This window comes from Micromonospora sp. A202 (assembly GCF_006715105.1).
Lineage (GTDB): Bacteria > Actinomycetota > Actinomycetes > Mycobacteriales > Micromonosporaceae > Micromonospora > Micromonospora zamorensis.
This window is the reverse complement of sequence record NZ_VFMP01000001.1, coordinates 1,007,713-1,031,638: the sequence shown is the minus strand read 5'-3', so window position 1 is coordinate 1,031,638 and position 23,926 is coordinate 1,007,713. Positions and strand designations below refer to the sequence as shown.

The 23,926-nt window shown below is 72.6% G+C and carries 18 protein-coding genes; 6 read left to right on the top strand and 12 right to left on the bottom strand.

Features of this window, described 5'->3' with window-relative positions; genetic code table 11:
- The first annotated feature begins 39 nt into the window (after positions 1-39).
- Positions 40-432 (top strand): PH domain-containing protein, encoded by a 393-nt coding sequence (locus tag FBZ33_RS04895; RefSeq protein WP_141908149.1) that lies wholly within the window; start codon positions 40-42, stop codon positions 430-432.
- Here the strand turns inward: FBZ33_RS04895 and FBZ33_RS04890 are convergent.
- On the bottom strand, positions 426-1,352 hold the full coding sequence (locus FBZ33_RS04890) for a 2-hydroxyacid dehydrogenase (RefSeq protein ID WP_141908148.1): 927 nt from the start codon (positions 1,350-1,352) through the stop codon (positions 426-428). The genes FBZ33_RS04895 and FBZ33_RS04890 overlap by 7 nt on opposite strands.
- A gap of 186 nt (positions 1,353-1,538) precedes the next feature.
- Here FBZ33_RS04890 and FBZ33_RS04885 point away from each other — a divergent pair, with 186 nt between their 5' ends.
- The 3 genes from FBZ33_RS04885 to FBZ33_RS04875 all read left to right on the top strand — a co-directional run bounded on the left by FBZ33_RS04885 (position 1,539) and on the right by FBZ33_RS04875 (position 6,248).
- Positions 1,539-3,356: a SpoIIE family protein phosphatase gene (locus FBZ33_RS04885; protein WP_141908147.1), complete on the top strand. Its 1,818-nt coding sequence runs from the start codon at positions 1,539-1,541 to the stop codon at positions 3,354-3,356.
- A 92-nt stretch (positions 3,357-3,448) separates the two neighbouring features.
- On the top strand, positions 3,449-4,621 hold the full coding sequence (locus tag FBZ33_RS04880) for a sorbosone dehydrogenase family protein (RefSeq protein ID WP_141908146.1): 1,173 nt from the start codon (positions 3,449-3,451) through the stop codon (positions 4,619-4,621).
- Positions 4,622-4,682: 61 nt separating this feature from the next.
- Positions 4,683-6,248 (top strand): metallophosphoesterase, encoded by a 1,566-nt coding sequence (locus FBZ33_RS04875; protein ID WP_141908145.1) that lies wholly within the window; start codon positions 4,683-4,685, stop codon positions 6,246-6,248.
- Positions 6,249-6,557: 309 nt separating this feature from the next.
- On the opposite strand, the gene FBZ33_RS04870 is transcribed toward FBZ33_RS04875, so the two are convergent.
- Both FBZ33_RS04870 and gatB read right to left on the bottom strand, forming a co-directional pair.
- Positions 6,558-8,915: a pyruvate dehydrogenase gene (locus FBZ33_RS04870; RefSeq protein WP_088946532.1), complete on the bottom strand. Its 2,358-nt coding sequence runs from the start codon at positions 8,913-8,915 to the stop codon at positions 6,558-6,560.
- Positions 8,916-9,000: 85 nt separating this feature from the next.
- Positions 9,001-10,500 carry an Asp-tRNA(Asn)/Glu-tRNA(Gln) amidotransferase subunit GatB gene (gene gatB / locus FBZ33_RS04865; RefSeq protein WP_141908144.1) on the bottom strand — a complete coding sequence of 500 codons (1,500 nt, stop codon included), beginning with the start codon at positions 10,498-10,500 and terminating at the stop codon, positions 9,001-9,003.
- Positions 10,501-10,621: 121 nt separating this feature from the next.
- Between gatB and FBZ33_RS04860 the strand changes: the two genes are divergently transcribed.
- Positions 10,622-11,227, top strand: coding sequence for a hypothetical protein (locus tag FBZ33_RS04860; RefSeq protein WP_141908143.1), 606 nt, complete (start codon positions 10,622-10,624; stop codon positions 11,225-11,227).
- A gap of 39 nt (positions 11,228-11,266) precedes the next feature.
- Here the strand turns inward: FBZ33_RS04860 and gatA are convergent, their stop codons facing one another.
- From gatA to ligA, 4 genes are all read right to left on the bottom strand, one after another.
- On the bottom strand, positions 11,267-12,745 hold the full coding sequence (gatA, locus tag FBZ33_RS04855) for an Asp-tRNA(Asn)/Glu-tRNA(Gln) amidotransferase subunit GatA (RefSeq protein ID WP_141908142.1): 1,479 nt from the start codon (positions 12,743-12,745) through the stop codon (positions 11,267-11,269).
- A gap of 76 nt (positions 12,746-12,821) precedes the next feature.
- Positions 12,822-13,127 carry an Asp-tRNA(Asn)/Glu-tRNA(Gln) amidotransferase subunit GatC gene (gene gatC, locus FBZ33_RS04850; protein WP_099851058.1) on the bottom strand — a complete coding sequence of 102 codons (306 nt, stop codon included), beginning with the start codon at positions 13,125-13,127 and terminating at the stop codon, positions 12,822-12,824.
- A gap of 157 nt (positions 13,128-13,284) precedes the next feature.
- Positions 13,285-15,867: a bifunctional diguanylate cyclase/phosphodiesterase gene (locus FBZ33_RS04845; RefSeq protein WP_141908141.1), complete on the bottom strand. Its 2,583-nt coding sequence runs from the start codon at positions 15,865-15,867 to the stop codon at positions 13,285-13,287.
- Positions 15,868-16,025: 158 nt separating this feature from the next.
- On the bottom strand, positions 16,026-18,161 hold the full coding sequence (gene ligA / locus FBZ33_RS04840) for an NAD-dependent DNA ligase LigA (protein ID WP_141908140.1): 2,136 nt from the start codon (positions 18,159-18,161) through the stop codon (positions 16,026-16,028).
- Between the two features lie 148 nt (positions 18,162-18,309).
- Between ligA and FBZ33_RS04835 the strand changes: the two genes are divergently transcribed.
- Entirely contained in the window at positions 18,310-18,873 is a 564-nt protein-coding gene (locus FBZ33_RS04835; RefSeq protein WP_231927239.1) for a type II toxin-antitoxin system PemK/MazF family toxin, read from the top strand.
- Between the two features lie 214 nt (positions 18,874-19,087).
- Here FBZ33_RS04835 and FBZ33_RS04830 read toward each other — a convergent pair whose 3' ends face one another.
- The 5 genes from FBZ33_RS04830 to FBZ33_RS04810 all read right to left on the bottom strand — a co-directional run bounded on the left by FBZ33_RS04830 (position 19,088) and on the right by FBZ33_RS04810 (position 23,890).
- Positions 19,088-20,098, bottom strand: coding sequence for an ADP-ribosylglycohydrolase family protein (locus FBZ33_RS04830; RefSeq protein WP_185755213.1), 1,011 nt, complete (start codon positions 20,096-20,098; stop codon positions 19,088-19,090).
- A gap of 30 nt (positions 20,099-20,128) precedes the next feature.
- Positions 20,129-20,494 carry a VOC family protein gene (locus tag FBZ33_RS04825; RefSeq protein ID WP_172861962.1) on the bottom strand — a complete coding sequence of 122 codons (366 nt, stop codon included), beginning with the start codon at positions 20,492-20,494 and terminating at the stop codon, positions 20,129-20,131.
- 36 nt (positions 20,495-20,530) lie between these two features.
- Positions 20,531-21,535, bottom strand: a complete 1,005-nt coding sequence (locus FBZ33_RS04820) for a methionine synthase (RefSeq protein WP_141908139.1) — start codon at positions 21,533-21,535, stop codon at positions 20,531-20,533.
- Between the two features lie 37 nt (positions 21,536-21,572).
- Positions 21,573-22,646 (bottom strand): tRNA 2-thiouridine(34) synthase MnmA, encoded by a 1,074-nt coding sequence (mnmA, locus tag FBZ33_RS04815; RefSeq protein ID WP_088946525.1) that lies wholly within the window; start codon positions 22,644-22,646, stop codon positions 21,573-21,575.
- 68 nt (positions 22,647-22,714) lie between these two features.
- Positions 22,715-23,890: a cysteine desulfurase family protein gene (locus tag FBZ33_RS04810; RefSeq protein ID WP_141908138.1), complete on the bottom strand. Its 1,176-nt coding sequence runs from the start codon at positions 23,888-23,890 to the stop codon at positions 22,715-22,717.
- Between the last annotated feature and the right edge of the window lie 36 nt (positions 23,891-23,926).

The window sequence follows — 23,926 nt, the reverse complement described above, 5'->3', positions numbered from 1 at the left end:
GCCGCGAGCCGGACCGGCCGGGGGTGGGATCATCGGAGGGTGAGTAAGCCCGACACGGTCCGCTTCCGGTACAACCAAGCCATCCTGGTCGCCGCGGTCATCGCCTTCATCGGTGCACTGCCGCTGGCGAGCGCCCGGACCTACCTGCTGCCGGTGCTGCTCCTGCCGCTCGCCGTCGCGCTCTGGGCCTGGCGGGCCGGCACCGACGCCAACGCCCGGGAGCTGCGCGTACGGGCGTTGGCCGGGCAACGCCGCATCGACTGGGACCAGGTCCTCGAACTGGTCACCGACCAGCGCGGACGTGCGGTCGCGCGGCTCGACGACGGCCAGCAGGTGACCCTGCCGGCGGTACGCGGCGTGGACCTGCCCCGGCTGGTGTCGGCCACCGGCCAGACGCTGCCCGACAACTCGGACGAGGCGCCCGGTCAGTAGCCGTCGACCACCGTGTTGATCAGCGGCTGCCCGGCGGCGAACCGGCGCACCTGGTCACCGACCAGTCGGTAGGCACGCGGCAGCAGACCTCGCACCGACCCGGCCACATGCGGGGTGAGCAGCACGTTCGGCATCGTCCAGAGCGGCGAGTCAGCGGGCAGCGGCTCCGGATCGGTGACGTCCAGGGCGGCCGAGATCCGACCGGTGGCGAGCTCGGCGACCAGCGCCTCGGTGTGGGCCACCGGCCCCCGGGCGGCGTTGACGAGCAACGCACCGTCCGGCATCGCGGCCAGGAAGTCCTTGTCGATCAGGCCACGGGTCTGGTCGGTGAGCGGCACGATCACGATCACCACGTCGGCGTCGGGCAGCAGCCGGGGCAGTTCCTCGACGCCGTGCACGCCCTGCTCCGGGCGGGCGGTCCTCGCCACCAGAGTGAAGCTCACCTCGAAGGGGGCGAGCCGGTCCCGCACCGCGGTGCCGATCGCGCCGGCACCGACGATCAGCACCCGCTTGCCGGTCAGCTCGTCGGTCGGGAGGTTCCCCTCGTTCGCCCAACGTCGCTCGGCCTGCGCCCTGATGAACGTCGGGAACGCCCGCAGCTGGGCAAGGACAGCCGTGACGACCCACTCGGCGGTGGACGGGTCGTGCACGCCCCGCGCGTCGCAGAGCGTGACCCCCGGCGGTGTACGGCCGGCCCAGGCGTCCGCCCCGGCGGAGAGCAACTGCACCACGGCGAGGTCGGGCAGCTCACGCAGCAACGCCGTCGCGTCCGAGCCGCCCAAAAACGGTGGCACCCAGACGCGGACGTCGGTCGCCTCCGAGGGCAGCCGGTCAGCGTGCTCGAACACCTCCACCGTCACGTCCGGGGGCAGTTCGCCCATGAGGTTCAGACCGGCCTGGTGTGGGATCCATACCTTCACGTCCGCCGACGATAGTCCCCCTGACCACGGCCGGCGCGGGCACGGCGGCGAACAGACGTCCCGGGGGATGGCGCGTGGGGTCGGGGCGGGCGAGACTCAGCACACCGATGTTCGACTCCGCCCTGGACGAGGTATAACGAAGGGTCGGAGGGCCGGTCGGCCTCCGCCCCGGCAGACAGGTGCTCGATGACCGACGGCTCCCCCGCCACCGCCCGGCCTCCGATCGTCCCGCCTGCGGCGCTCGGCGAACCGGCGCGGCTGCGCGCGCTCGCTGACACCGGGCTCGACGCCGTCCCGGACGAGGCGTTCGACCGGTTCGCCCGGCTGGTCAGCGACCTGCTGGACGTGCCGGTGGCGCTGGTCTCCCTGGTCTCCGCCGACCGGCAGTTCTTCCCCGGCGCGGTCGGGTTGCCGGACCCCTGGTCGGAGCGTCGGCAGACCCCGCTGAGCCACTCGTTCTGTCAGCACGTCGTGGACATCCAGGTGCCGATGGTGCTGCCGGATGCCCGGCTCTACCCCCGCGTCCGGGAGAATCTGGCGATCGACGACCTCGGCGTGGTCGCGTACGCCGGGATGCCTTTGACCGACCTCTCCGGTCGGGTGCTCGGCTCGCTGTGTGCCATCGATAACAAGCCCCGAGCGTGGACGGCCGCGCAGCTGCGGACACTGGCCGACCTGGCCGCCGCCTGCTCGTCGGAGCTGCGACTGCGGATCGCGCTCGACAGCGCGCAGGAGGCCGGGCGGCGGATCGTGCAGGCGCACGAGCGGTTGGAGCTGGTGGCCGGGGTGAGCGAGACGCTGGCCGGCACCCTGGACGTGGGCACCGCGTTGCGCCGGCTCGCCGCCGCGATGGTGCCGCTGCTCGCCGACTGGTGCCTGCTCACCCTGATCGGGCCGACCGGCCTGCCCCGCGAGGTGGTCTCGGTGCACCGCGACCCGGCCCGGGCGGTGGACGTCGACCGCTTCGGTGAGCTGCTGCGCACCGGGCTGAGCCCCGAGTCGATGGTCCGGGCGGTCCTGCGGACCGGCCAGCCTCGGCTCGGCAGCGTGGCGTCCCTGGCCGACGTCACGAGGGGCACCACACAGCCGGAGATGTCGACGATCGCCGACCGTCTCGGCATCGCCTCCTACCTGAGCGTGCCGATGCAGGGCGTCGGCGGCACCGTGCTGGGCGCGATCACCCTCGTCAACGGCGCGCAACGACAGCAGTTCGACGACCGCGACCTGCTCACCGCTGTCGACATCGGCCGCCGGGCCGGCCAGGCCGTGGGCAACAGCTCGATGTACGGCGAGCAGCGGCACGTCGCCGAGGTGCTGCAACACAGCATGCTGCCCCAGCTGCCGATCGTGACGGAGCTGGAGCTCGCCGCCCGCTACCAGCCCGCAGCCGACCGGGTGGAGGTCGGCGGCGACTGGTACGACGCCTTCGTCCAGCCCGACGGTGACGTGATCGCGGCGATCGGCGACGTGGCCGGGCACGACATCGAGGCGGCGGCGACCATGGGTCAGCTCCGCAACCTGGTGCGGGGCAACGCCTTCGGCCGGCCGGACACGGTCGGGTCGCTGATGAGCAACCTGGACGGCGCGATCCGTGGCCTGCGACTGCCGATCGCCGCCACCGCGACACTGGTCCGGATCTGCCCGCAGCACGGCGGTGTCCACGAGGTGACCTGGTCCAACGCCGGGCACCCACCGGCCCTCGTGGTTCGCGCCGGTGGGGCGGTCGAGGCCCTGGAGGCGACCCCGGAGCCGCTGCTCGGACTGGCCCGGCCGTCGACGCGGACCAGCCAGTCGACCAACCTGGCCACCGGTGACACCCTGCTGCTCTACACCGACGGGCTGATCGAGCGGCGGGACCGCTCCATCGACGAGGGGCTGGCCGAGCTGACAGACCGACTGGCCGGCACCGACACGCTGCCCCTCGACGAGCTGTGCGACCTGCTGCTCGCCTCGATCGACCACCGCGAGGACGACACCGCGCTGCTGGCCGTACGGGCACGGTGAGCGGTCCACCGGGGACCACCGGCAGGGTTCACCGGCACCCGTCGGATCGCGACGGGCCCGGCCGGGCCGTCCAGCGGGCTACCCTGGGCCGGGTGAGAGCCCGTCCCCCGTACCCTCGCGTCCGTCGCCTCCGGGCGGCCCTCGCGGCGTCCTGCGCGGCGCTGCTGTTCGCCTCCGGTTGCAGCTTCGGCGAACCGGAACCCGACCCGGCCGGCGAGCCGCCCAACCTGCCGACCCCGTCCGCGCCGGCGAGCGCCGGCGGCGCCGGCCAGCAGGCGGTGGCGACAGTGCTCGCCAAGGGTCTGCGGGTGCCGTGGGGCATCGCCTTCCTGCCGGACGGCGGCGCGCTGGTCACCGAACGCGACAACGGCCGGATCCTTCAGGTCGGCCCCGAGTCCGGGCCGGACGGGCTGCGGGTCCGCCCGGTGCAGACGATCCCCGAGGTGGCCGCGGCTGGCGAGGGCGGTCTCCTCGGCATCGCCGTCTCCCCGGCCTACGCCCAGGACCGCACGGTCTTCGTCTACTACACCGCCGCCCAGGACAACCGGGTCGCCCGGCTGCAACTCGGCGGTCAGCCCACCCCGATCCTCACCGGCATCCCCAAGGCCAACGTGCACAACGGCGGCGGGTTGGGCTTCGGGCCGGACGGGCAGCTCTACGTCAGCACGGGCGACGCGGGTGAGCGCCCCTCCTCCCAGGACGTGAAGAGCCTCGGCGGCAAGATCCTCCGGATCACTCCGGACGGCAAGCCCTCCGCCGGCAACCCGTACCCCAACTCCCCCGTCTGGTCACTGGGCCACCGCAACGTCCAGGGGTTCACCTGGGACGGCGCCAAGCGGATGTACGCCGTCGAGTTCGGCCAGAACACGTGGGACGAGATCAACCAGATCACCAAGGGCGGCAACTACGGCTGGCCGGAGGTCGAGGGGCGCGCCGGCGACAAGCGGTTCACCGACCCGATCACGCAGTGGGCCACCTCGGACGCCTCCTGCTCCGGTCTGGCCGCCACGGACCGGCTGCTGGTCACCGGCTGTCTGCGCGGCAAGCGCCTCTGGGTGATGGAGCTGACTGACACCGGGACGCTGCTCGGCCAGCCCAGCGAGCTGCTCACCAACCGGTACGGTCGACTGCGTGCGGTGGCCGCGGCACCGGACGGGTCGCTCTGGGTGGGCACCTCCAACCACGACGGGCGCGGTGACCCGGCCGGCGACGACGACCGGCTCCTGCGGGTTGTCTTCGCGGGCGGCGACGGCGGCCGCAGCTGACGTTCGTCACCATCCGGTCAGGTTTGCCAAGATCTTTCGACGGGCAGGTCAGACTTTCAGCATGGACGGGCAACGCGACGAGCAGCACGACGACGCCGACGACCGGGACGACCCGGCGACCGGCGGCGACCGGCCGCGCCCGGACAGTCGGCGGCTCGGGTCCGTCGAGGTGCTGCGCCGCATCGGGCTGGTCGTCGCCGTCCTCGCCGTGGCCCTGGGCGGGGCGGTGCTCGGGGTGCTGGCCGGCGGTCGGGTGGACACCGACATCGGCCCGTTCCGGGCCAACCTCAGCATCTCCCCCGCCCGCGATGGCGGCACCACTGTCGACATCCCACCGCTGGGCGCGCTGCTGCTCGACAGCCACGACGGGCCGACCCACCTCACCGTCCGCCTGGGCGCACTCGACCAGGGCCGCACCGAGGCGCTGATCGACGACCCGGCCAGCATCAGCCGGGCCAGTCAGAGCGCCGTCGAGGACGTCCGCTCCGGGGTGATGCGGCTCGGCCTGCGGACCCTCGGCACGTCGGTGCTGGTCACCCTGATCCTGGCCGGGCTGATCTTCCGCAACGTCCGGCGGACCGCCTGGGCGGGCGGGCTCGCACTGCTGATCACCGCCGGCAGCCTCGGCACGGCGGCGGCCACCCTGCGTCCGCAGGCGATCGAGGAACCACGCTACGAAGGGCTGCTGGTCAACGCACCGGCCATCGTCGGCGACGCGCGCCGGATCGCCAACGACTACACCAAGTACGCCGAGCAGCTGCAACGCCTGGTCGGCAATGTCAGCCAGCTCTACACCACCGTCTCGGCGCTTCCGCTGTTGGAGCCGACCCCGGGCACCACGCGGGTGCTGCACGTCTCCGACATGCACCTGAACCCGACCGGCTGGCAGTTGATCCGCACGGTGGTGGAGCAGTTCGGCATCGACGTGGTGATCGACACCGGCGACATCACCGACTGGGGCAGCGAGCCGGAGGCGTCCTTCGTCGGGTCGATCGGCCTGCTCAAGAAGCCGTACGTCTTCATCCGGGGCAACCACGACTCCGGCAAGACCGCCGCCGCGGTGGCCCGCCAGCCGAACGCGATCGTGTTGAACAACACGACGACGACCGTCGCCGGGCTGACCATCGCCGGCATCGGCGACCCGCGTTTCACCCCGGACAAGAACACCTCACCCGCCGGCAGCGGCCTGACCCCGCAGGTCGCCGACCAGGTGACCGGGGTCGGCGAGCAGCTCGCGACCACTGTGCGCCGCTCACCCCGGCCGGTGAACATCGCCCTGGTGCACGATCCGGCGTCGGCCGGGGCGCTCTCCGGCACCTGCCCGCTGGTGCTGGCCGGGCACACCCACTCGGGGCAGGTCTCCAAACTGCCACAGGTGCCCGGGCAGCAGCCCACCACGCTGATGGTCGAAGGCTCGACCGGCGGGGCCGGGCTGCGCGGCCTTGAGGGCGAGAAGCCGACCCCGCTGTCGATGAGCGTGCTCTACTTCGACCAGCAGAAGATGCTCCAGGCGTACGACACCATCACCGTCGGAGGCACCGGGCAGGCCCAGGTCAACCTGGAACGACGCCTGGTGGAGAACCCCACCGTGGCGTCCCCCTCGCCCACCACCAGCCCGACCGGCTGACGCGGCATGGAAGGGCGACCGACCGCCGTCCTTCAGTTCGACAGAGAGTAAACAGAGACGAGCCTCCCCCACCCCTGCTTCCCCCTTTGCTCTGCCGCCCAATCTGCACCAGTCACTGTCGGTGCGCCCCGTGCGACATGACACCAAAGAGCAACTATCGGTTCGCGCTGTTCAGACCGGTGGCGCATCGGCGGCAGCAGAGCAAAGGGAGGAAAGGGCGTGGCGTGAGCGACAGAGACGATTACAGCGAGTTGCGAACGGGTTCTTTCCTATGCGAATCACTCAGTGTGATAACGCTCCCCGCCGCGGTCAGCGTAGGGCGATGGCGGCCAGCGCGGCGTTGACGATGCTGCCGGGCAGCAGGTCGTGCAACTCGTACAGCTCGGCGACACTGCCGGACTGGCCGAACTCGTCCACGCCGAGCGGCACCGCCGGGGCGCCGACCGCCGAACCGAGCCAGGCCATCGCGTGCGACGCGGCGTCGTGCACGGTCACCACCGGCACCCGATCGACGAACGCGGACCGCAGCGCGCCCGGCACGCTGGGCACGGTGGCCGTCCGCACGCCCTGGCGCAGGGTGCGCTGCCAGGCCCGGTAGAGCCGGTCGAGGCTCGTCACGTCCACCACGTGCGCGGCGACGCCCTCGTCGGCCAGCTCCGCCGCAGCGGCCAGCACCTCGGGCAGCACCGCGCCGGAGGCGGCCAGTTGCACCACCGGGGCGTCGACCAGGTGCGGATACGCCTGGTGCGCGTCGACCAGCCGGTACGCCCCGGCGACCACCTGCCGACGCAGGACCGCGTCGCCGAGCCGGGCGCGGGCCGCCTCGAACGGTGCCTGGTCCAGTGGCCGGGTGCTCAACCGGAAGTAGTACGCCCCATCCTCGGTCGGCGCGGCGGTCGCGGCCGGGGCCGACCCGCCGGCGATCTGCCCCAGCGCGTCGCAGAGCAGCCAGTCGAGGCTGGCCGCGTACGCCGGCTCCAGGAAGGTCACCCCGGGCAGCTCCAGGCCGACCGACGCGGTGATGGTGGACTGGTGGGCGCCGCCCTCCGGGGCCAGGGTGATGCCCGACGGGGTGCCGGCCACCACGAACCGGGAGCCGGAGTACGTGCCGTACAGGAACGCGTCGAGGCCGCGCAGGACGAACGGGTCGTAGACCGTGCCCACCGGCAGCAGCGGCTGCCCGGACAGGTCCCAGGAGAGCCCGAGCTGGCCGAGCAGCAGGAACAGGTTCATCTCCGAGATGCCCAGCTCGATGTGCTGCCCGGCGGGGCTCTCCGTCCAGCGCAGCATCCGGTCCTCGGTCCAGGAGCGCTGCTCGGTGGGTGCGAACACCCCGGTCTTGTTGATGAACCCGGCCAGGTTGGTGGAGGTGGCCACGTCCGGGGCGGTGGTGACCAGGTAGCGGCCGACCTCCCGGTTCCGCGCCAGGTCCACCAGCACCCGACCGAAGACCTCCTGGGTGGAGATGGGCTTGGTTGCGCGTACTCCCGTGCTTTCCGGAACGGTGACCCCCAGCGCGCGCTCGCGGGGCGCTCGGGACAGCGCCTCCCGGCGGGCGCCTGCCCGGATGCCGGCCGGTGACGCCGGGTCGAGGCGGTCCCACTCGGTCTCGGAGGTCAGCCCCTGCGCGGCCCGCAGCGTGTCGACCTGCTCCGAGCTGAGCAGCGCGGAATGGTTGCGCGGGTTGCCGGCGATGGGCAGACCCCAACCCTTCACGGTGTACGCGAAGACGACGCTGGGCCGGTCGGTGACCGCGTCGCACTGGGCGTACGCGTCGAGCATCGCGGACAGGTCGTGCCCGCCCAGGTCGGTGACGAGGGGACCGAGGTCCTCGTCGCTGATGTGGGCGATCAGCTCGTCGATGCCGGCCGGCGCGCCGTCCAGGAACTGCTTGCGCAGCGCCGGGCCGGTCAGCCCGAACAGCGACTGGTACTGCTCGTTGGGCATCGCGTCGATCCAGTCGCGCAGCGCCTCGCCGCCCGGCCGGGCGTACGCCTCGGCGAGCCGGCGACCGTACTTGACCTCCACGACGTGCCAGCCGGCCGCCTCGAACTGACCCCGCCACTGGTTGATCCGGATGCCGGGGACCACCCGGTCCAGCGACTGCCGGTTGAAGTCGACAAGCCACATCACGTTGCCCAGCCCGGTGGTCGCCGGGTCGGCCACCGCCTCCCAGATGTTGCCCTCGTCCAGCTCGGCGTCGCCGATCAGCGCCACGAACCGGGAGTGCGGTCGGGCCCCGAAGTGCGCGTCGACGTAGCGACGGGTGGCGGCGGCGAAGAGCGGCGCGGCCGCGCCCAGACCCACCGAGCCGGTGGAGAAGTCCACCTCGTCGGGGTCCTTGGTCCGCGACGGGTACGACTGGAGGCCGCCCCGGGCCCGCAGCCGGGGCAGGTACGAGCGGTCCAGGTTGCCGAGCAGGTACTGGATGGCGTGGAACACCGGGGACGCGTGCGGCTTCACCGCGACCCGGTCCTCGGCGTCCAGGTGCGCGAACCACAGCGCGGTCATCGCCGTGACCAGGGAGGCGCTGGACGCCTGGTGGCCGCCCACCTTCACACCGTCTCCGGTGGCCCGGTCATGGTTGGCGGCGTCCACGATCCGGGTGGCGAGCCACAGCACCCGCCGCTGGATCTCGTCAAGGACATCGAGGTCGTGCTGGGTCACGGTGGCTCCATCCAGGCGTCGCCGTTGACGCCCTCGCGAGGGGTGTGGATCGCGCCGCCCGGGGCGGCAGAGGGTGACGTGCCGGTCAGCCTTCGACGCCGAGGCGCTCCAGGATCAGCGTGCGGACGGCGGCGGCGTCGGCCTGACCCCGAGTGGTCTTCATGACCGCGCCGACCAGTGCGCCGGCCGCGGCGACCTTGCCACTGCGGATCTTGTCGGCGATGCCGGGGTTCGCGGCGATCGCCTCGTCCACGGCGATGGTCAGCGCGCCGGTGTCCGACACGACCTCCAGGCCCCGGCTGGCCATGATCTCGGCGGGTGAGCCCTCACCGTCGACCACGCCCTCCAGCACCGCGCGGGCCATTTTGTCGTTGAGCTTGCCGGCGTCGACCAGCCCCTGCAACTCGGCGACCTGGGTGGGAGTGGCACCGATCTCGGCCAGCTCCACACCGCTCTCGTTGGCCCGGCGGGACAGCTCACCCAGCCACCACTTGCGGGCCGCCGCCGGGGTGGTGCCGGCGGCCACGGTGGCCTCGATCAGCTCGACCGCGCCGGCGTTCAGCACCGACTGCATGTCCAGGTCGGAGAGCCCCCACTGCTGCTGGAGCCGACGCCGGTGCACCCGGGGCAGCTCCGGCAGGGCGGCCTTCAGCTCGGCGACCCACGCCGGGTCCGGGGCGATCGGCACCAGATCCGGCTCCGGGAAGTACCGGTAGTCGGTGGCCGTCTCCTTCGAACGTCCCGGGGTGGTGTCGCCGGTGTCCTCGTGGAAGTGCCGGGTCTCCTGCGTGATCCGGCCGCCCGCTTCGAGCACCGACGCCTGCCGCAGCATCTCCGAGCGGACCGCCCGCTCCACCGACCGCAGCGAGTTGACGTTCTTCGTCTCGGTGCGGGTGCCCCACTCCTGCCCCGGCAGGTTGAGCGAGGTGTTCACGTCACAACGCAGCGAACCCTCCTCCATCCGCACGTCCGAGACACCGAGGGTGCGGATCACGTCGCGCAGCTCGGTGACGTACGCCTTGGCCACGTCGGGTGCGAGCGCGCCGGTGCCCGGGATGGGCTTGGTGACGATCTCCACCAGCGGGATGCCGGCCCGGTTGTAGTCGACCAGCGACTCCGTCGCACCGTGGATGCGGCCGGTGGCACCACCGACGTGCAGCGTCTTGCCGGTGTCCTCCTCGAGGTGCACCCGCTCGATCTCGATCCGCACCGTCTCGCCGCCCACCTCGACGTCCAGGTAGCCGTCGACGCAGATCGGCTCGTCGTACTGGCTGATCTGGAAGTTCTTCGGCATGTCCGGGTAGAAGTAGTTCTTCCGGGCGAACCGGCACCACTCGGCAATCGAGCAGTTCAGCGCCAGGCCGATCCGGATGATCGCCTCGATGGCCGCTTTGTTGGCCACCGGCAGGGAGCCGGGCAGGCCCAGGCACACCGGGCAGACCCGGGTGTTCGGCTCGCCACCGAAGTCGGTCGGGCAACCACAGAACATCTTGGTGTTCGTGCCCAGCTCGACGTGGGTCTCCAGGCCGATCACCGGTTCGTAGCGTGCAACGACCTCGTCGTACGCGGGCAGTGTCGTGGTCATGAGACGCTCCAGGCGCGATCCGGGACAGAACCTGTCCAGCCTAATGGGGTTGCCCGATCAATCCTCGGGCGGGTTTCGCCGGGCGCGCGTGTCGTCGCTGACGGTGGGGTACGGAGCGACCATGTCGAATACGGGGGAACGACCAGGAGCGCTGACCCGGCAGGTGATCCTCGCAGACGAGCAGGTGCCGCGAGGGCGGCACCGCCGCAGCACGTACGTCGTGGCCGCGGCCGTCGTGGTCGGCGCGGCCGCGACGGGCACCGCCGCGATGGTCAACGGCCGGACCGGGGGCCCCGACCTCTTCGCGGCGTTCGCGCTGATGCTGATCCCGCCGCTGGTCGGCGCGGTCGTCGCCCTCGTCTTCGGCCGGCGGCTGATCAGGCGGATGCCCCGGACGGCCGGCGTCGACCCGACGACCAGGCGGCTGATCGTGCAGGCGTTACGCGACGGGTCCACCGACGACCCTTATCTGGACGCGCTGGCTCGCAAGGAGGCCCGGTCCCGCGTCAGTCAACGCTGGCTGCTGGTGCTGTTCACGGTGGGCTTCCTCAGCCAACTGCCGCCCCTGGTGGACCCGGTCCGCCCGCTCGGCCGCGTGCTGGCCGTACTGCTGCTCCTGCTCTGGGGAGGTGCCGCCTGGTATCGCTGGCGTGGCCTGCGGGAGGCCCGCCGCTACCTCGCCGGGCCGACGACCAACACGGTCGAGGCGGGTCACGGACCGGCGTGAAACCGCCTGTCCCCGACCCGCCTCGACCGCTTGCGCGGCTTACAACGCCGGTGGCGTGAACGTGCCGATCACGGACTCCAACGCGGCGGCGACCCGGTACATCCGGTCGTCGGCCATCGTCGGGGCCATCACCTGCAGGCCGACGGGCAGCCCTTCGGAGATGCCACAGGGCACCGAGATGCCCGGCCCGCCGTACAGGTTCGTCGGGATCGTGTACAGGTCGGCCAGGTACATCTGGTACGGGTCGGCGGTCCGTGCGCCCATCGGGAACGCCACCGACGGGGTCGTCGGCGAGATCAGCGCATCGACCCGCTCGAACGCGGCGGTGAAGTCCCGGGTGATGAGCGTCCGGACCTTCTGCGCCTGCCCGTAGTACGCGTCGTAGTAACCCGACGACAGCGCGTACGTGCCGATCATGATGCGGCGCTTGACCTCCGGGCCGAAGCCGGCCTCGCGGGTCAGCGACATGACCTCCTCCAGCGACCGGTTGCCGTCGTCGCCGACCCGCAGGCCGAACCGGACGCCGTCGAACCGGGCCAGGTTGGAGGAGCACTCGCTCGGGGCGATCAGGTAGTACGCCGGCAGCGCGTACGCGAACGTCGGGCAGGACACCTCGACGATCTCCGCGCCCAGCTTCGCGAGAGCGTCGACCGACTCGCGGAACGCGGCCATCACACCCGGCTCGGCGCCCTCGCCGACGAACTCGCTGACGATGCCGAGCCGCACACCGGTCAGGTCGCCGGTCGCGCCGAGCTTCGCCGCCGCCACCACGTCCGGCATCGGCTGAGGGATCGAGGTGGAGTCACGCGGGTCGTGCCCGCCGATCACCTGGTGCAGCAGGGCCGCGTCGAGCACGTTACGGGCACACGGGCCCGGAGTGTCCAGCGACGAGGAGAAGGCCACCAGCCCGTACCGGGAGGTGCCGCCGTAGGTGGGCTTCGCACCGACAGTGCCGGTGACCGCGCCGGGCTGGCGGATCGAGCCGCCGGTGTCCGAGCCGATCGCCAGCGGCGCCTCGTACGCGGCCAGCGCGGCAGCGCTGCCACCACCCGAGCCACCCGGGATCCGGCTCAGGTCCCACGGGTTGTGCGTCGGGCCGTACGCCGAGTATTCGGTGGAGGAGCCCATCGCGAACTCGTCCATGTTGGTCTTGCCGAGCATCACCGTGCCGGCCTCGCGCAGCCGCTGCACGATCGTCGCGTCGTACGGCGGGCGCCAGCCCTCCAGGATCTTCGAGCCCACGGTGGTCGGCACGCCCCGCGTGGCGAGCACGTCCTTGACCGCGACCGGCACACCCGCAAGGGGGCCCAGCTCCTCGCCGGCGGCCCGGCGCTCGTCCACCGAGCGGGCCGCGGCGAGCGCGCCGTCGGTGTCAACGTGCAGGAAGGCGTGCACCCGGTCGTCGACCGCGGCGATCCGGTCGAGGTGCGCCCGGGTCACCTCGACGGCGGAGGTCTCGCCCCCGGCGACCAGGGACGCGATCTCCGTCGCGGTCATTCTGGTGAGATCGCTGCTCATGCCGTCACTCCGCTTCGCTCCATGACGCCATGAGGCACCACCGCGCTGCAACCATGATTCACTCGCTGGCGCTCGCTCATGACGCCACATCCTCGGTCAGGATCCGCGGTACGCGGAACCGCTGGTCCTCGGCGTCGGGTGCGCCCGACAGCGCCTCCTGCGGGGTCAGGCACGGCGTGACGACGTCCTCGCGGAAGATGTTGGTCAGCGGCACCGAGTGCGAGGTCGGCGGAATGTCCGCGGCGGCGACCTCGCCGACCTGAGCGACCGCCTGGAGGATCACGTCGAGCTGGCCGGCGAACATGTCCAGCTCCTCCTCGGTGACGGCGAGCCGCGACAGGCGCGCCAGGTGCGCGACCTCCTCGCGGGAGATGGCGGCCATCCGTGCCCCCTTCTGATGTCCTGCTGGTCGGGCGGTGTGCCGGCCGCGCGACGGGTGGAGCGTGACGCGCGGTGACCGGAGCGAGTCTATTGTTCCGCTCCGGTGCCGCGTCCCCGACTCCCCCTCCGGCAGCCGGAATGCCATGCCGGCGGAGGGGTCAGCGGGTGGGGCGGCGGCCGATGTCCGACTGCGGGGGCCCGCTCGGGCGCACCGGCCGGTACCGGGCCAGCCAGGTGACCAGCTCCTCGGCCGGCATGGGCCGGGCGTAGAACCAGCCCTGGGCGGCGTCGCAGCCGGCGGAGTGCAGCATCCGCCAGGTCCGCTCGTCCTCGACGCCCTCGGCGACCACACGCAGGCCCAGCGCCCCGGCCAACTCGATCATCGATCGGACGATCGCCGCGTCGTCGGCGTCCTCGGCCATGCCGAGCACGAACGACCGGTCCACCTTCACCTCGGACAACGGCAACCGGCGCAGGTGTTGCAGCGAGGAGTAGCCGGTGCCGAAGTCGTCCAATGAGATGGCCACCCCGATCCGGTGCAGTTGGGAGATGGTGGCCAGCACCCGGCGCGGATCGGCCATCAACGCACCTTCGGTGATCTCCACCTGCAGCCGGTCGGCAGGCACCCCGTAGCGGGCCAGCCGGTCGGCGATCTGTTCGGCGACGTCGCCGGTGTGCAGGTCGCGCACGCTCACGTTCAGCGCCGCGCGCAGGCCGATGCCGGCCGCCGACCACTTGGCGAGTTGCTCCACCACGTCGTCGACCACCCGCCGGGTGAGCAGTCGCATCACCGCGCTCTGCTCGGCGACACGGATGAGTTCCTCCGGGTCGACCATGCCCCGCCGGGGATGCCGCCACCGCAGCAGGGCCTCGACACCGACCACCTCGCCGGTCGCGATGGCGATCTGCGGCTGGTAGTACATGGTGATTTCCCCGGCGTCTTCTGCCGCTTCGCCGTCCGCGTGCGCCCACCCCGTCGATTCGACCGGGTGGCCCGGGCCGCCTGTCCCGATGTCACGCCGCCGCCCGAGGCCGCCGTTGCCCCTCGCGGGGACCGTGCTCCCGTTCGGTGACCGGCGGCCGTTGCCGGCTCCCGCGCGTCGCTCCCGGGTCAGGCCCGAGCGGGTGCCGGTGACCGTGGAACGGGAGCCACGGCCCCGGATCGGGTCGGCGCCGGTCGCGATCCGGTTGATCAACTCGTCGGCGTGCACCAGCTCGGCGTCGTTGCGCCGACGGCGCCCCCACCACCGGTTGGTGGTCGGCGGTGCCGTGGCGACCGCCGGTGCCGGGTCCGCGTGGGGTGCGGCCTCGGCCGGGGACCCGACGGGCAGCGCCGCGCCGTCACCGCCGCGCACCTCCGCCGTCGCCGCAAGGGGTACGTCGACAGCCCCGTCGGCCTGGTCCGCCGGGTCGGTGTCGAACAACTCGCTCGACGGGCTGGATTCCAACACCCGGCGCAGGTCGGCGAGGAGGCCGAGGCGCTCGGCGGAATTGTGGTCGGACTCGGGGGCGTAGACGGCCACCGTGTCGTTGCGGTGCTTGGCGTCGTACATCGCCACGTCGGCGTGGCGCATCAGGGTGGCGAAGTCCTCGCCATGCTCGGGGAAGAGGGCGATCCCGATCGAGCCGCCCACGTCCAACGGCAGCCCGTCGAGTGGCACCGGCTCGGCCAGCGCCTGGACCACCTGGTCGGCCAACTCCCGGGCCTGACCGACGTCGGTCATGCCGGTCATCACGATGGCGAACTCGTCGCCGCCGAGCCGGGCGATCATCTGTGGTCGGGGCTGCACGTCGGTGAGCCGGGCACTGACCTCGACCAGCAGCCGGTCGCCCACGGCGTGCCCGAGCGCGTCATTGACGTTCTTGAAACGGTCCAGGTCGATCAGCAGCAGCGCCAACTGCCCGTCGGGTTCGCCGCGGGCCGTCCGCTCGGCGTGCAGGTGCACCTGCTCCGCCACCTCGGCCAGCAGCGCCTTGCGGTTGGGCAGACCGGTCAACGGGTCGGCGGCGGCGAGGTGCTGCTGCTCGACGGTCAGCCGGGCCATCCGGTAGACCGCGAAGAGCGGCACCAGCACCAGCGGGATCAGCGCCGCGCTGACCCGCGCGGCGGCAACCAGCACCGGGGCGAGCAGCAGCAGCGAACCGGTGGAGAGCAACTCGAAGCCGAGGCCCCGGCGCAGCGTGGGCCACCACCGGTCGCCGAAACGCAGCCGCACCGCCCAGCTGACCAGCCCGTAGTTGACGACGAACCACGCCAACGTGGCACCGCCGACGGCAGCCACGTCGGTCCAGTGCAACCGCCCGCCGGAGAAGATGGTGCCCGAGCCGAGCTGGATCACCCCGTACGCGGCGGCGAGGGCGCACACGTACTGGCCGACGTTGAACGCCGTCCGCCAGGCTGCGTGCCGCATCCGCCAGCCCGAGACGATCACCCCCATCGCCTGCACCACCACCGCGGGGCCGAGGCCCCACCCGAGCAGGATCGCGAAGGTGAAGCAGGTGGACGGGAACACCGCGGAGGTCTGCCGGCGCCCCGGCGGGACGAACGGCCGGGCGTCGCAGACCACGGCGAGAGCGGCCATCGTCCAGAACGCCACCGGCAGCCGGGACACCTCGTCCGGAAGGGACGCGAGGGGTACGGCGGCGGTCAGCGCGGCGACCACCAGGATGCCGACGACGAACGTGGCGAACGGTGTGGCCCGTCCCGGCGGGAGTGAGTTGCGTGGATCCGCGACCTCCACCACACCTCCCGACCGACAGTCGGCGTGCCGGTGCGGTACGCCGTGAACCAATGAAACGCCCTCGGCCCCCAGTTTCCCGGTATGACAGTCACGAATCGGTCGTAGTCGTAATTAAGTTGGTATACGCGCCTAGTCGCCGCCGCAGGCCGCGAGCGGGATCACCCGCCCGGCTGGGCGACCTCCCGCGCGGCGTCCGGGCCCGCGTCCAGCAGCAATCGGAACCCGTCCTCGTCCAGCACCGGCACCTTGAGGCTGGCCGCCTTGTCAGCCTTGGACCCGGGGTTGTCCCCGACGACCACGAAGCTCGTCTTCTTGGAGACCGAACCGCTGAGCTTGCCGCCCCGGCTCTGCACGGCCTCGGCGGCCTGGTCGCGTGAGTAGCCGGCGAGCGTGCCGGTCACCACCACTGTCAGCCCCTCCAGCGGGCGCGGCCCCTCGTCGACAGCCTCCTCGGCCATCCGTACGCCCGCCTCGGCCCACTTGCGGACGACCTCGCGGTGCCAGTCCACCGCGAACCACTCCCGGATGCTGGCCGCGATGGTCGGCCCGACCCCGTCGACAGAGGACAGCTCCTCCTCGCTGGCCTCGTCGATGGCCTCCATCGAGCGGAAGTGCCTGGCGAGCGCCTGCGCGGCGGTGGGGCCGACATGACGGATGGAGAGCGCCACCAGCACCCGCCACAGGTCACGCTCGCGGGCGACGGCCAGGTTGTCCAGCAGCTTGGCCGCGTTGCTGCCCAGACTGCCGTCCTTGTTGACGAAGAACGTGGACCGGGACAACTGGTCGGCGTCGAGCTGGAACAGATCACCCTCGTCGGCGATGACCTGCGCGTCCAGCAGGGCCGCAGCTCCCTTGTAACCGAGCGCCTCGATGTCGAAGGCCCCGCGACCGGCGAGGTGGAACACCCGCTCGCGCAGCTGGGCCGGGCAGCTACGGGTGTTGGGGCAACGGATGTCGACGTCGCCCTCCTTGGAGGGTGCGAGCGGGGTGCCGCAGGCCGGGCAGGTGGTGGGCATGACGAACGGTCGGGCGTCGGCGGGCCGCAGGTCGACCACCGGGCCGAGGACCTCGGGAATCACGTCGCCGGCCTTGCGCAGCACCACCGTGTCGCCGATCAACACCCCCTTGCGCTCCACCTCACGGGCGTTGTGCAGGGTGGCGAGCGCGACCGTCGAGCCGGCCACCCGCACCGGCTCGAGGACGGCGAACGGGGTGACCCGCCCGGTGCGGCCCACGTTGACGTCGATGTCGAGCAGCTTGGTGGTGACCTCCTCCGGCGGGTATTTGAAGGCGATCGCCCACCGCGGCGCGCGGCTGGTCGAGCCGAGCCGGCCCTGGATGGACACCGGGTCGACCTTGACCACCACGCCGTCGATTTCGTGCTCGACGTCGTGCCGGTGCTCGGCGTAGTACGCGATGTATTCGGCCACGCCGCTCAGATCCGGGACGACCCGCCACCGGTCACTGGTCGGCAACCCCCACGACCTGAGCGCCGCGTACGACTCGGACTGGGCCGTGGGCTGGAACCCACGGCGGGCACCGATGCCGTGCACCACCAGCCGCAGCGGCCGGGAGGCCGTGACCCGCGGGTCCTTCTGCCGCAGGCTGCCCGCCGCGGCGTTGCGCGGGTTGGCGAACGGCGCCTTGCCCTGCTCCACCAGGCCCGCGTTGAGGTCGGCGAACGCGGCGACCGGGAAGTAGATCTCCCCCCGCACCTCCACCAGCTCGGGCACGTCCGGGAAGTCGTCGGACGGGGTGAGCTGGCCGGGCACGTCCCGGATGCTGCGGACGTTGGCGGTGACATCCTCACCGGTGCGGCCGTCACCCCGGGTGGCCGCGCGGACCAGCCGGCCGTTCTCGTAGGTCAGGTTGATCGCCAGCCCGTCGACCTTCAGCTCGCACAGGTAGGGCACCGCGCCACCGGCGTCCCGCTCGACCCGCTCGGCCCACGCCGCCAACTCCTCGTCGGCGAAGGCGTTGTCGAGGGAGAGCATCCGCTCGGCGTGGGTGACCGGGGTGAAGTCGGTGGAGAACGTGCCGCCCACCCGCTGGGTCGGCGAGTCCGGAGTCCGCAGTGCCGGGAACTCCGCCTCAAGTGCCTCCAGCTCGCGCAACTGCTTGTCGAACTCGGCGTCGGTGATGATCGGCGCGTCCAGCACGTAGTAACGGTATTGATGCTCGGTCAGCTCCTGGCTGAGCGTGGCGTGCCGCTCTCGGGCCTGCGGCGTGGGCTCGGCCCCGGCCGCCGCCTCCTGAGCCGGGCTGACCTGCTGACCGATCTGTTCCTCGGACACACCGCCACCTTCGGACACGCCTGCGACCTCCCTGATCACGCTACTCCGGCACCGTATCGGGCCGGTGGGACAATCCGTCGCCCACCCGCGCCGGGTTGGCGGGCGGCACGGGCGGCGGCGTGCGAGGATCGCCGGACGGTGCGACCCGGTGGGTCGCCGAGAGGCGGAGGTACGAATGCCCGAGGCGCTGCTCTGGGCGGTGGCGATCCTGCTGGCGGTCGCCGCCGGCTGGGCGTGGAACAGTTGGCGACACCGGGTGGCCAACCGCCGTCCGGGCACCCGGCCGGGTCGGGGCGGCCGCCCCGGCCGACGTTCCACGGCACCGAGGCCACGCGGCGCCGATCGACCGGCCACCAAGCCGCGCTCGCGCGACACCGGACGGCCGGCCGGTGCTCCGGCACCGGGCGACATCTGGTGGGCCGACGTGCCGTACGCCGACGGCACCGGATCGAAGGTACGTCCCTGTCTGGTGCTGCGCGCCGACTCCCGGGGCGCCGACGTCCTGAAGATCACCAGCCAGGACAAGAGCGACCGGGACGACCACGTGCGGATCCCCACCCGCGACTGGGACCCCGGCGCGGAGCACGACAGCTACCTGAGCCTGACCGAGCCGATCCGACTCAACTCGGCGGCCTTCGAGGACCACGCCGGGCGCTGCGACGCCGACCTGTGGAAGAAGGTCCGCAGCCTGCGTCACCTGCCCACCCCCTGACCAGCCGCTGCGTCGTCGCTGCCTGGTCGCACTGGCCACGAGAGTGATCGACTCGGGTTCCTGAAAAGCGCGGCATCCGAGACCGTGGGACACCCCGACTTCCAGGAACCCGAGTGGATCACGCCCGCAGGGCAGGGGCGGGCCAGGCCCGGGCGGGTCAGGCCGCGCGGGGCCCAGGCACGGCGGGGCCGGAGCAGGGGCGGGGCCGGGCGGGTCAGTCCCAGGCTTCGGCGAGGGTGGCGAGTTGGTCCGCGTACTCGATGCGGTCGGCCCACCCGCTCGGCCAGGCGCTCATCCCGGCGGCCGCGCCCACGAACGCGCCGGCCAGGGCGGCGATCGAGTCGGAGTCGCCGGCGGTGGTCGCGCCCCGGGCCAGTGCCGCGACCGGGTCGTCGGCGTGCCGCACGGCGCAGAGCAGCGCGGTGGCCAGTGCCTCCTCGGCGACCCAGCCCTCCCCCGTCGCCCGGCACGGGTCACCGCCGTCGTCCGGCTGACTCAGGGCGTTGGTCAGTCGGCCCAGCACCGCCAGGCACTCGTCCCAACCGTGGGCGATGAACTCCTGCGGTGAACGCGAGTCGGCGCGCTGCCAGAGGTCGCCCAGCCACCGCTCCCGGTAGACCAGGCGTTGGGCGAGCGCCCGCTCGGTGAGCAGCGCGGGAAGCTCGGGCAGCGTGGCGCCCGCGCGCAGCGCGAAGACCGCGTACGCGGTCAGCTCGCTGGCGGCCAACCCGGTCGGGTGCCCATGGGTCAACCCGGCCTGTAGCTGGGCCAGGCCGGCGAGCGTGTCCAGGTCGACGTCGAGCAGCCCGACCGGGGTGACCCGCATGTTGGCGCCGCACCCCTTCGACCCGATGACGGTGGCGTCCTGCCAGCGCACCCCGCGGGTCAGCTCGGCGCAGGCGCGCAGGCAGGTCATGCCCGGGGCGCGGTTGTTGTCCGGGCTGACCGCCCAGGCCAGGAAACGCTGCCGCAGCAGTGGCTCCACCGCCTCCGGGGTGAGCGAGGGCGCCTCGTGCAGCGCCCAACCCACCGCGAGGGCCATCTGGGTGTCGTCGGTGACCAGTGCCGGCTCGCCGGACAGCTCCCGTGGACCGGTCGGACCATAACGGTGCTGGATCTCGGCGACGGTCAGGAACTCGGTCGGCTTGCCGAGCGCGTCACCGTAGGCGAGGCCGAAGAGTGAGCCGGAGGCGCGCAGCGGAGAGGTAGGGATCACGGCGGCCATGATGCCCGGCCGCCGCAACCCCCGTCAGGTTCAGTCCCAGCAGAGGCAGAACGGGTGGCCGGCCGGATCGGCGTAGACCCGGAAGCCCTCGCCCTCACCGGGCAACCGCCGAGCACCGAGCGCGAGCGCGGCCTTCTCCGCACTCTCGATGTCGTCCACCGTCACATCCAGGTGGAACTGCTGAGGACGCTCCGGGTCCGGCCAGGCCGGCGGCCGTAGGTTGAGTGCCTGCTGGAAGGCGAGACGCGGCTGGTGACCGGGCGGCCCGCCCAGCACCACCCAGTCGTCGTCCGTGTCACCCTCGGCGAAAGGCACACCGAGCAGCTCGGAGTAGAACGCCGCCAACGCCCGCGGGTCCGGGCAGTCGATCACCACTGAACGTAGCTGTCCAATCATGACCGTCATCCTGCCCACCGGGTACGACAGGAAACCTCAGTCCTCGGCGAGCCGTCGACCGGCCTCCCGACAGGCCGCGAGCACCGCGCGCGCGTACTCCGGGGTCGCGTCGGCGAGACCGCAGGCCGGGGTGATCACCACCTGCTCGGCCAGCTGCCGACGAGGGAAGCCGAGGCGGTCCCAGACCTGGCGTACACGATCCGCGATCTGCGCGGAGGTCGGCGTGCCACCGGCCGACGGCGGCCGGGTCGGTGCGGCCCCGGCCAGCAACCCGAGGCCGGCGTCGATCGCCTCGCCCAGCGGGTCCAGTTTGGTGACCAGGTCCAGGTCGAGGGCGACCGCGACGGCGCCGGTGGAGCGGATCAGCTCCAGCGGCACGTCCGGGGCGCAGCAGTGCACCAGCGTCGGCACCCCGACCGCCTCGATGACAGTGCGCAGCAGAGCGGCAGCGTCCACCGGGTCGACCGCCCGGTACGCGCCAAGCCCACTCTCGGTCGGCACCCGCCCGGCCAGCACGGTCGGCAGCGACGGTTCGTCCAGCTGGAGCAGCACCGACGCCTGGGGCAGCCGCCGGGCCACCGCCGCGACGTGCGCGCGCAGCCCTTCGGCGAGGGAGCCGGTCAGATCGCGGACCGCGCCGGGGTCGCGCAGCAGACGGCCACCGATCGGCAGCTCCAGCGAGGCGGCCAGGGTGAGCGGACCGGCGGCCTGCACCTTGATCGGCCCGGCGTACTCCTCGGCCTGCTCGGCGAGCTGGTCCAGGTCGCGTTCCATCAGGTCACGGGCCCGGCGCAGGTCGCGGCCCGAGCGTGGGGCGACCCGCCACCGCCCGGCGTAGACCTCGACGGGCAGCTCGACGAGCAGCCCGGCGGACCGGCCGATCATGTCCGCGCCGGGACCACGGGCTGGCAACTCGGGCAGGTGGGGCAGCTCGGGAAGCTCACCGAGGACCACCCGCTGTGCCTCGCCGATGTCGGTGCCGGGCAGCGAACCAATTCCGGTTGCCGCGCCGGCCGGCCAGGGCCACGCCTGATCTGTCACGGCCGAAGGCTATCCCGCGAACACCCAGGCCGTGCGGTCAGCCGGTGATGGTCGCGGAGCCGAGGACCACGTCGCCGGCCGGGTCCGCCCGGTACGCGACCACGGCCTGACCGGCGGCGACGCCGCGTACCGGCTGGCGCAGCTCGGCGTGCATCGTGTCGCCGTCGAGGGCGACGGTCGCCGGCACCACGCTGCCGTGGGCGCGTAGCTGCACCTCGCACTCCACCGGGGCGTCCGGGCGTGCGCCGCCGGTCCAGACCGGACGGACGGCGCGAACCTCGGACACCTCCAGCGCCTCGGCGGGGCCGACGGTCACCGTGTTGGTCTTCGGGGTGATGGAGAGCACGTAGCGCGGTCGGCCGTCCGGGGCGGGCCGGTCCAGGTGCAGGCCGCGACGCTGCCCCACCGTGTACGCGTACGCGCCGCTGTGACTGCCGACCACCGCGCCGGTGCTCGCGTCCACCACGTCGCCGGGCGCCTCGCCGAGCCGGCCGGCCAGGAAGCCGCGGGTGTCACCGTCGGCGATGAAGCAGATGTCGTGCGAGTCTGGCTTGTCGGCCACCGCCAGGCCACGCTCGGCGGCCTCCGCGCGGACCTGCGCCTTGGTCGAGTCGCCCAGCGGGAAGATCGACCGGTCCAGCTGCTCGCGGGTGAGCACGGCCAGCACGTACGACTGGTCCTTGGCGATGTCGACGCTGCGGCGCAGCAGCCCGTCCGGGCCGAGCCGGGCGTGGTGACCGGTGACCACCGCGTCGAAGCCCAGGGCCACCGCTCGGTCCAGCACCGCCGCGAACTTGATCTTCTCGTTGCAGCGCAGGCAGGGGTTCGGCGTGCGACCGGCGGCGTACTCGGCGACGAAGTCGTCCACCACGTCCTCGTGGAAGCGGTCGGCCATGTCCCACACGTAGAAGGGGATGCCGATCACGTCGGCGGCCCGCCGCGCGTCCCGGGAATCCTCCAGGGTGCAGCAGCCCCGCGCCCCGGTCCGATAGGTCTGTGGGTTGCGGGCCAGGGCCAGGTGCACGCCGGTCACGTCGTGCCCGGCCGCCACCGCCCGCGCCGCCGCCACGGCCGAGTCAACCCCGCCCGACATAGCCGCCAGAACCCTCACCAGCCCACTCCCTTCCCCGTCCCCACGACAACCCTATCCACCAGCTCGGAAAACCCCCCGGAGCCGGGTCAGCGGGGGGTGCGGAGGGCGGCGGCTCGGCGGGCTCGGTCCACCGCCGCCGGGAGGGCCGCCACCACGGCGTCGATGTCGGCCTGGGTGCTCGTGTGACCCAGGGTGAAGCGCAGCGAGGAGCGGGCGCGGTCGTCGTCGGCACCCATTGCCAGCAGCACGTGCGACGGCTGGGCCACCCCGGCCGAGCAGGCCGACCCCGTCGAGCAGGCGATCCCCTGCGCGTCGAGCAGGAGCAGCAGGGCGTCACCCTCGGAGCCCGGGAAGGAGAAGTGCGCGTTGCCGGGCAGCCGGTCGGTCGGGTCACCGTTGTAGATCACCTCGGGCACTGCCCGACGGACCCGTTCGATCAGGTCGTCCCGGAGCGCGGCCACCCGGGCCGCGTACTCCTGTTGGCCCTTCACCGCCGACTCGACGGCGACCGCGAAGGCGACGATGCCGGCGGTGTCCAGGGTGCCGGAGCGTACGTCGCGTTCCTGCCCGCCGCCGTGCAGCAGCGGCGTGGCCGCGACATCCCGGGCGAGCAGCAGCGCACCCACCCCGGTCGGGCCGCCCAGCTTGTGCCCGGTCACGGTCAGCGCGGCGACGCCACTGGCGGCGAAGTCGACGGGCACCTGACCGACCGCCTGGATGGCGTCGGTGTGGAACGGCACACCGTGCTCGGCGGCGACGGCGGCCAGCTCGGCGACGGGCTGAACGGTGCCCACCTCGTTGTTGGCCCACATCGCGGTGACGACGGCCACCCGGTCGGCGTGCGCGGCCAGCTCGGCGCGCAGATCCTCCGGGTCGAGCCGACCGGCGGCGTCCACGGGCAGCCAGCCGATTTCGGCGCCCTCGTGCTGGGCCAGCCAGTCGACCGCGTCCAGCACCGCGTGGTGCTCGACGGCGCTGGAGACCACCCGGCGGCGGTCGGAGCCGGCTCCCCGGCGGGCCCAGAAGATGCCCTTGACCGCGAGGTTGTCACTCTCCGTGCCACCACCGGTGAAGATCACCTCAGACGGCCGGGCGCCGAGGACAGCGGCCACCCGTTCGCGCGACTCTTCGACCCGGCGACGGGCACGGCGACCCGCCGCGTGCAGGGAGGACGCGTTGCCGACCTCGCGGGCGGTAGCGACGTACGCCTCCAGTGCCTCATCGAGCATCGGAGTCGTCGCCGCGTGATCCAGGTAAGCCATCACCGTTCAGCCTACGGCCGACACCTCAGGCGCCGA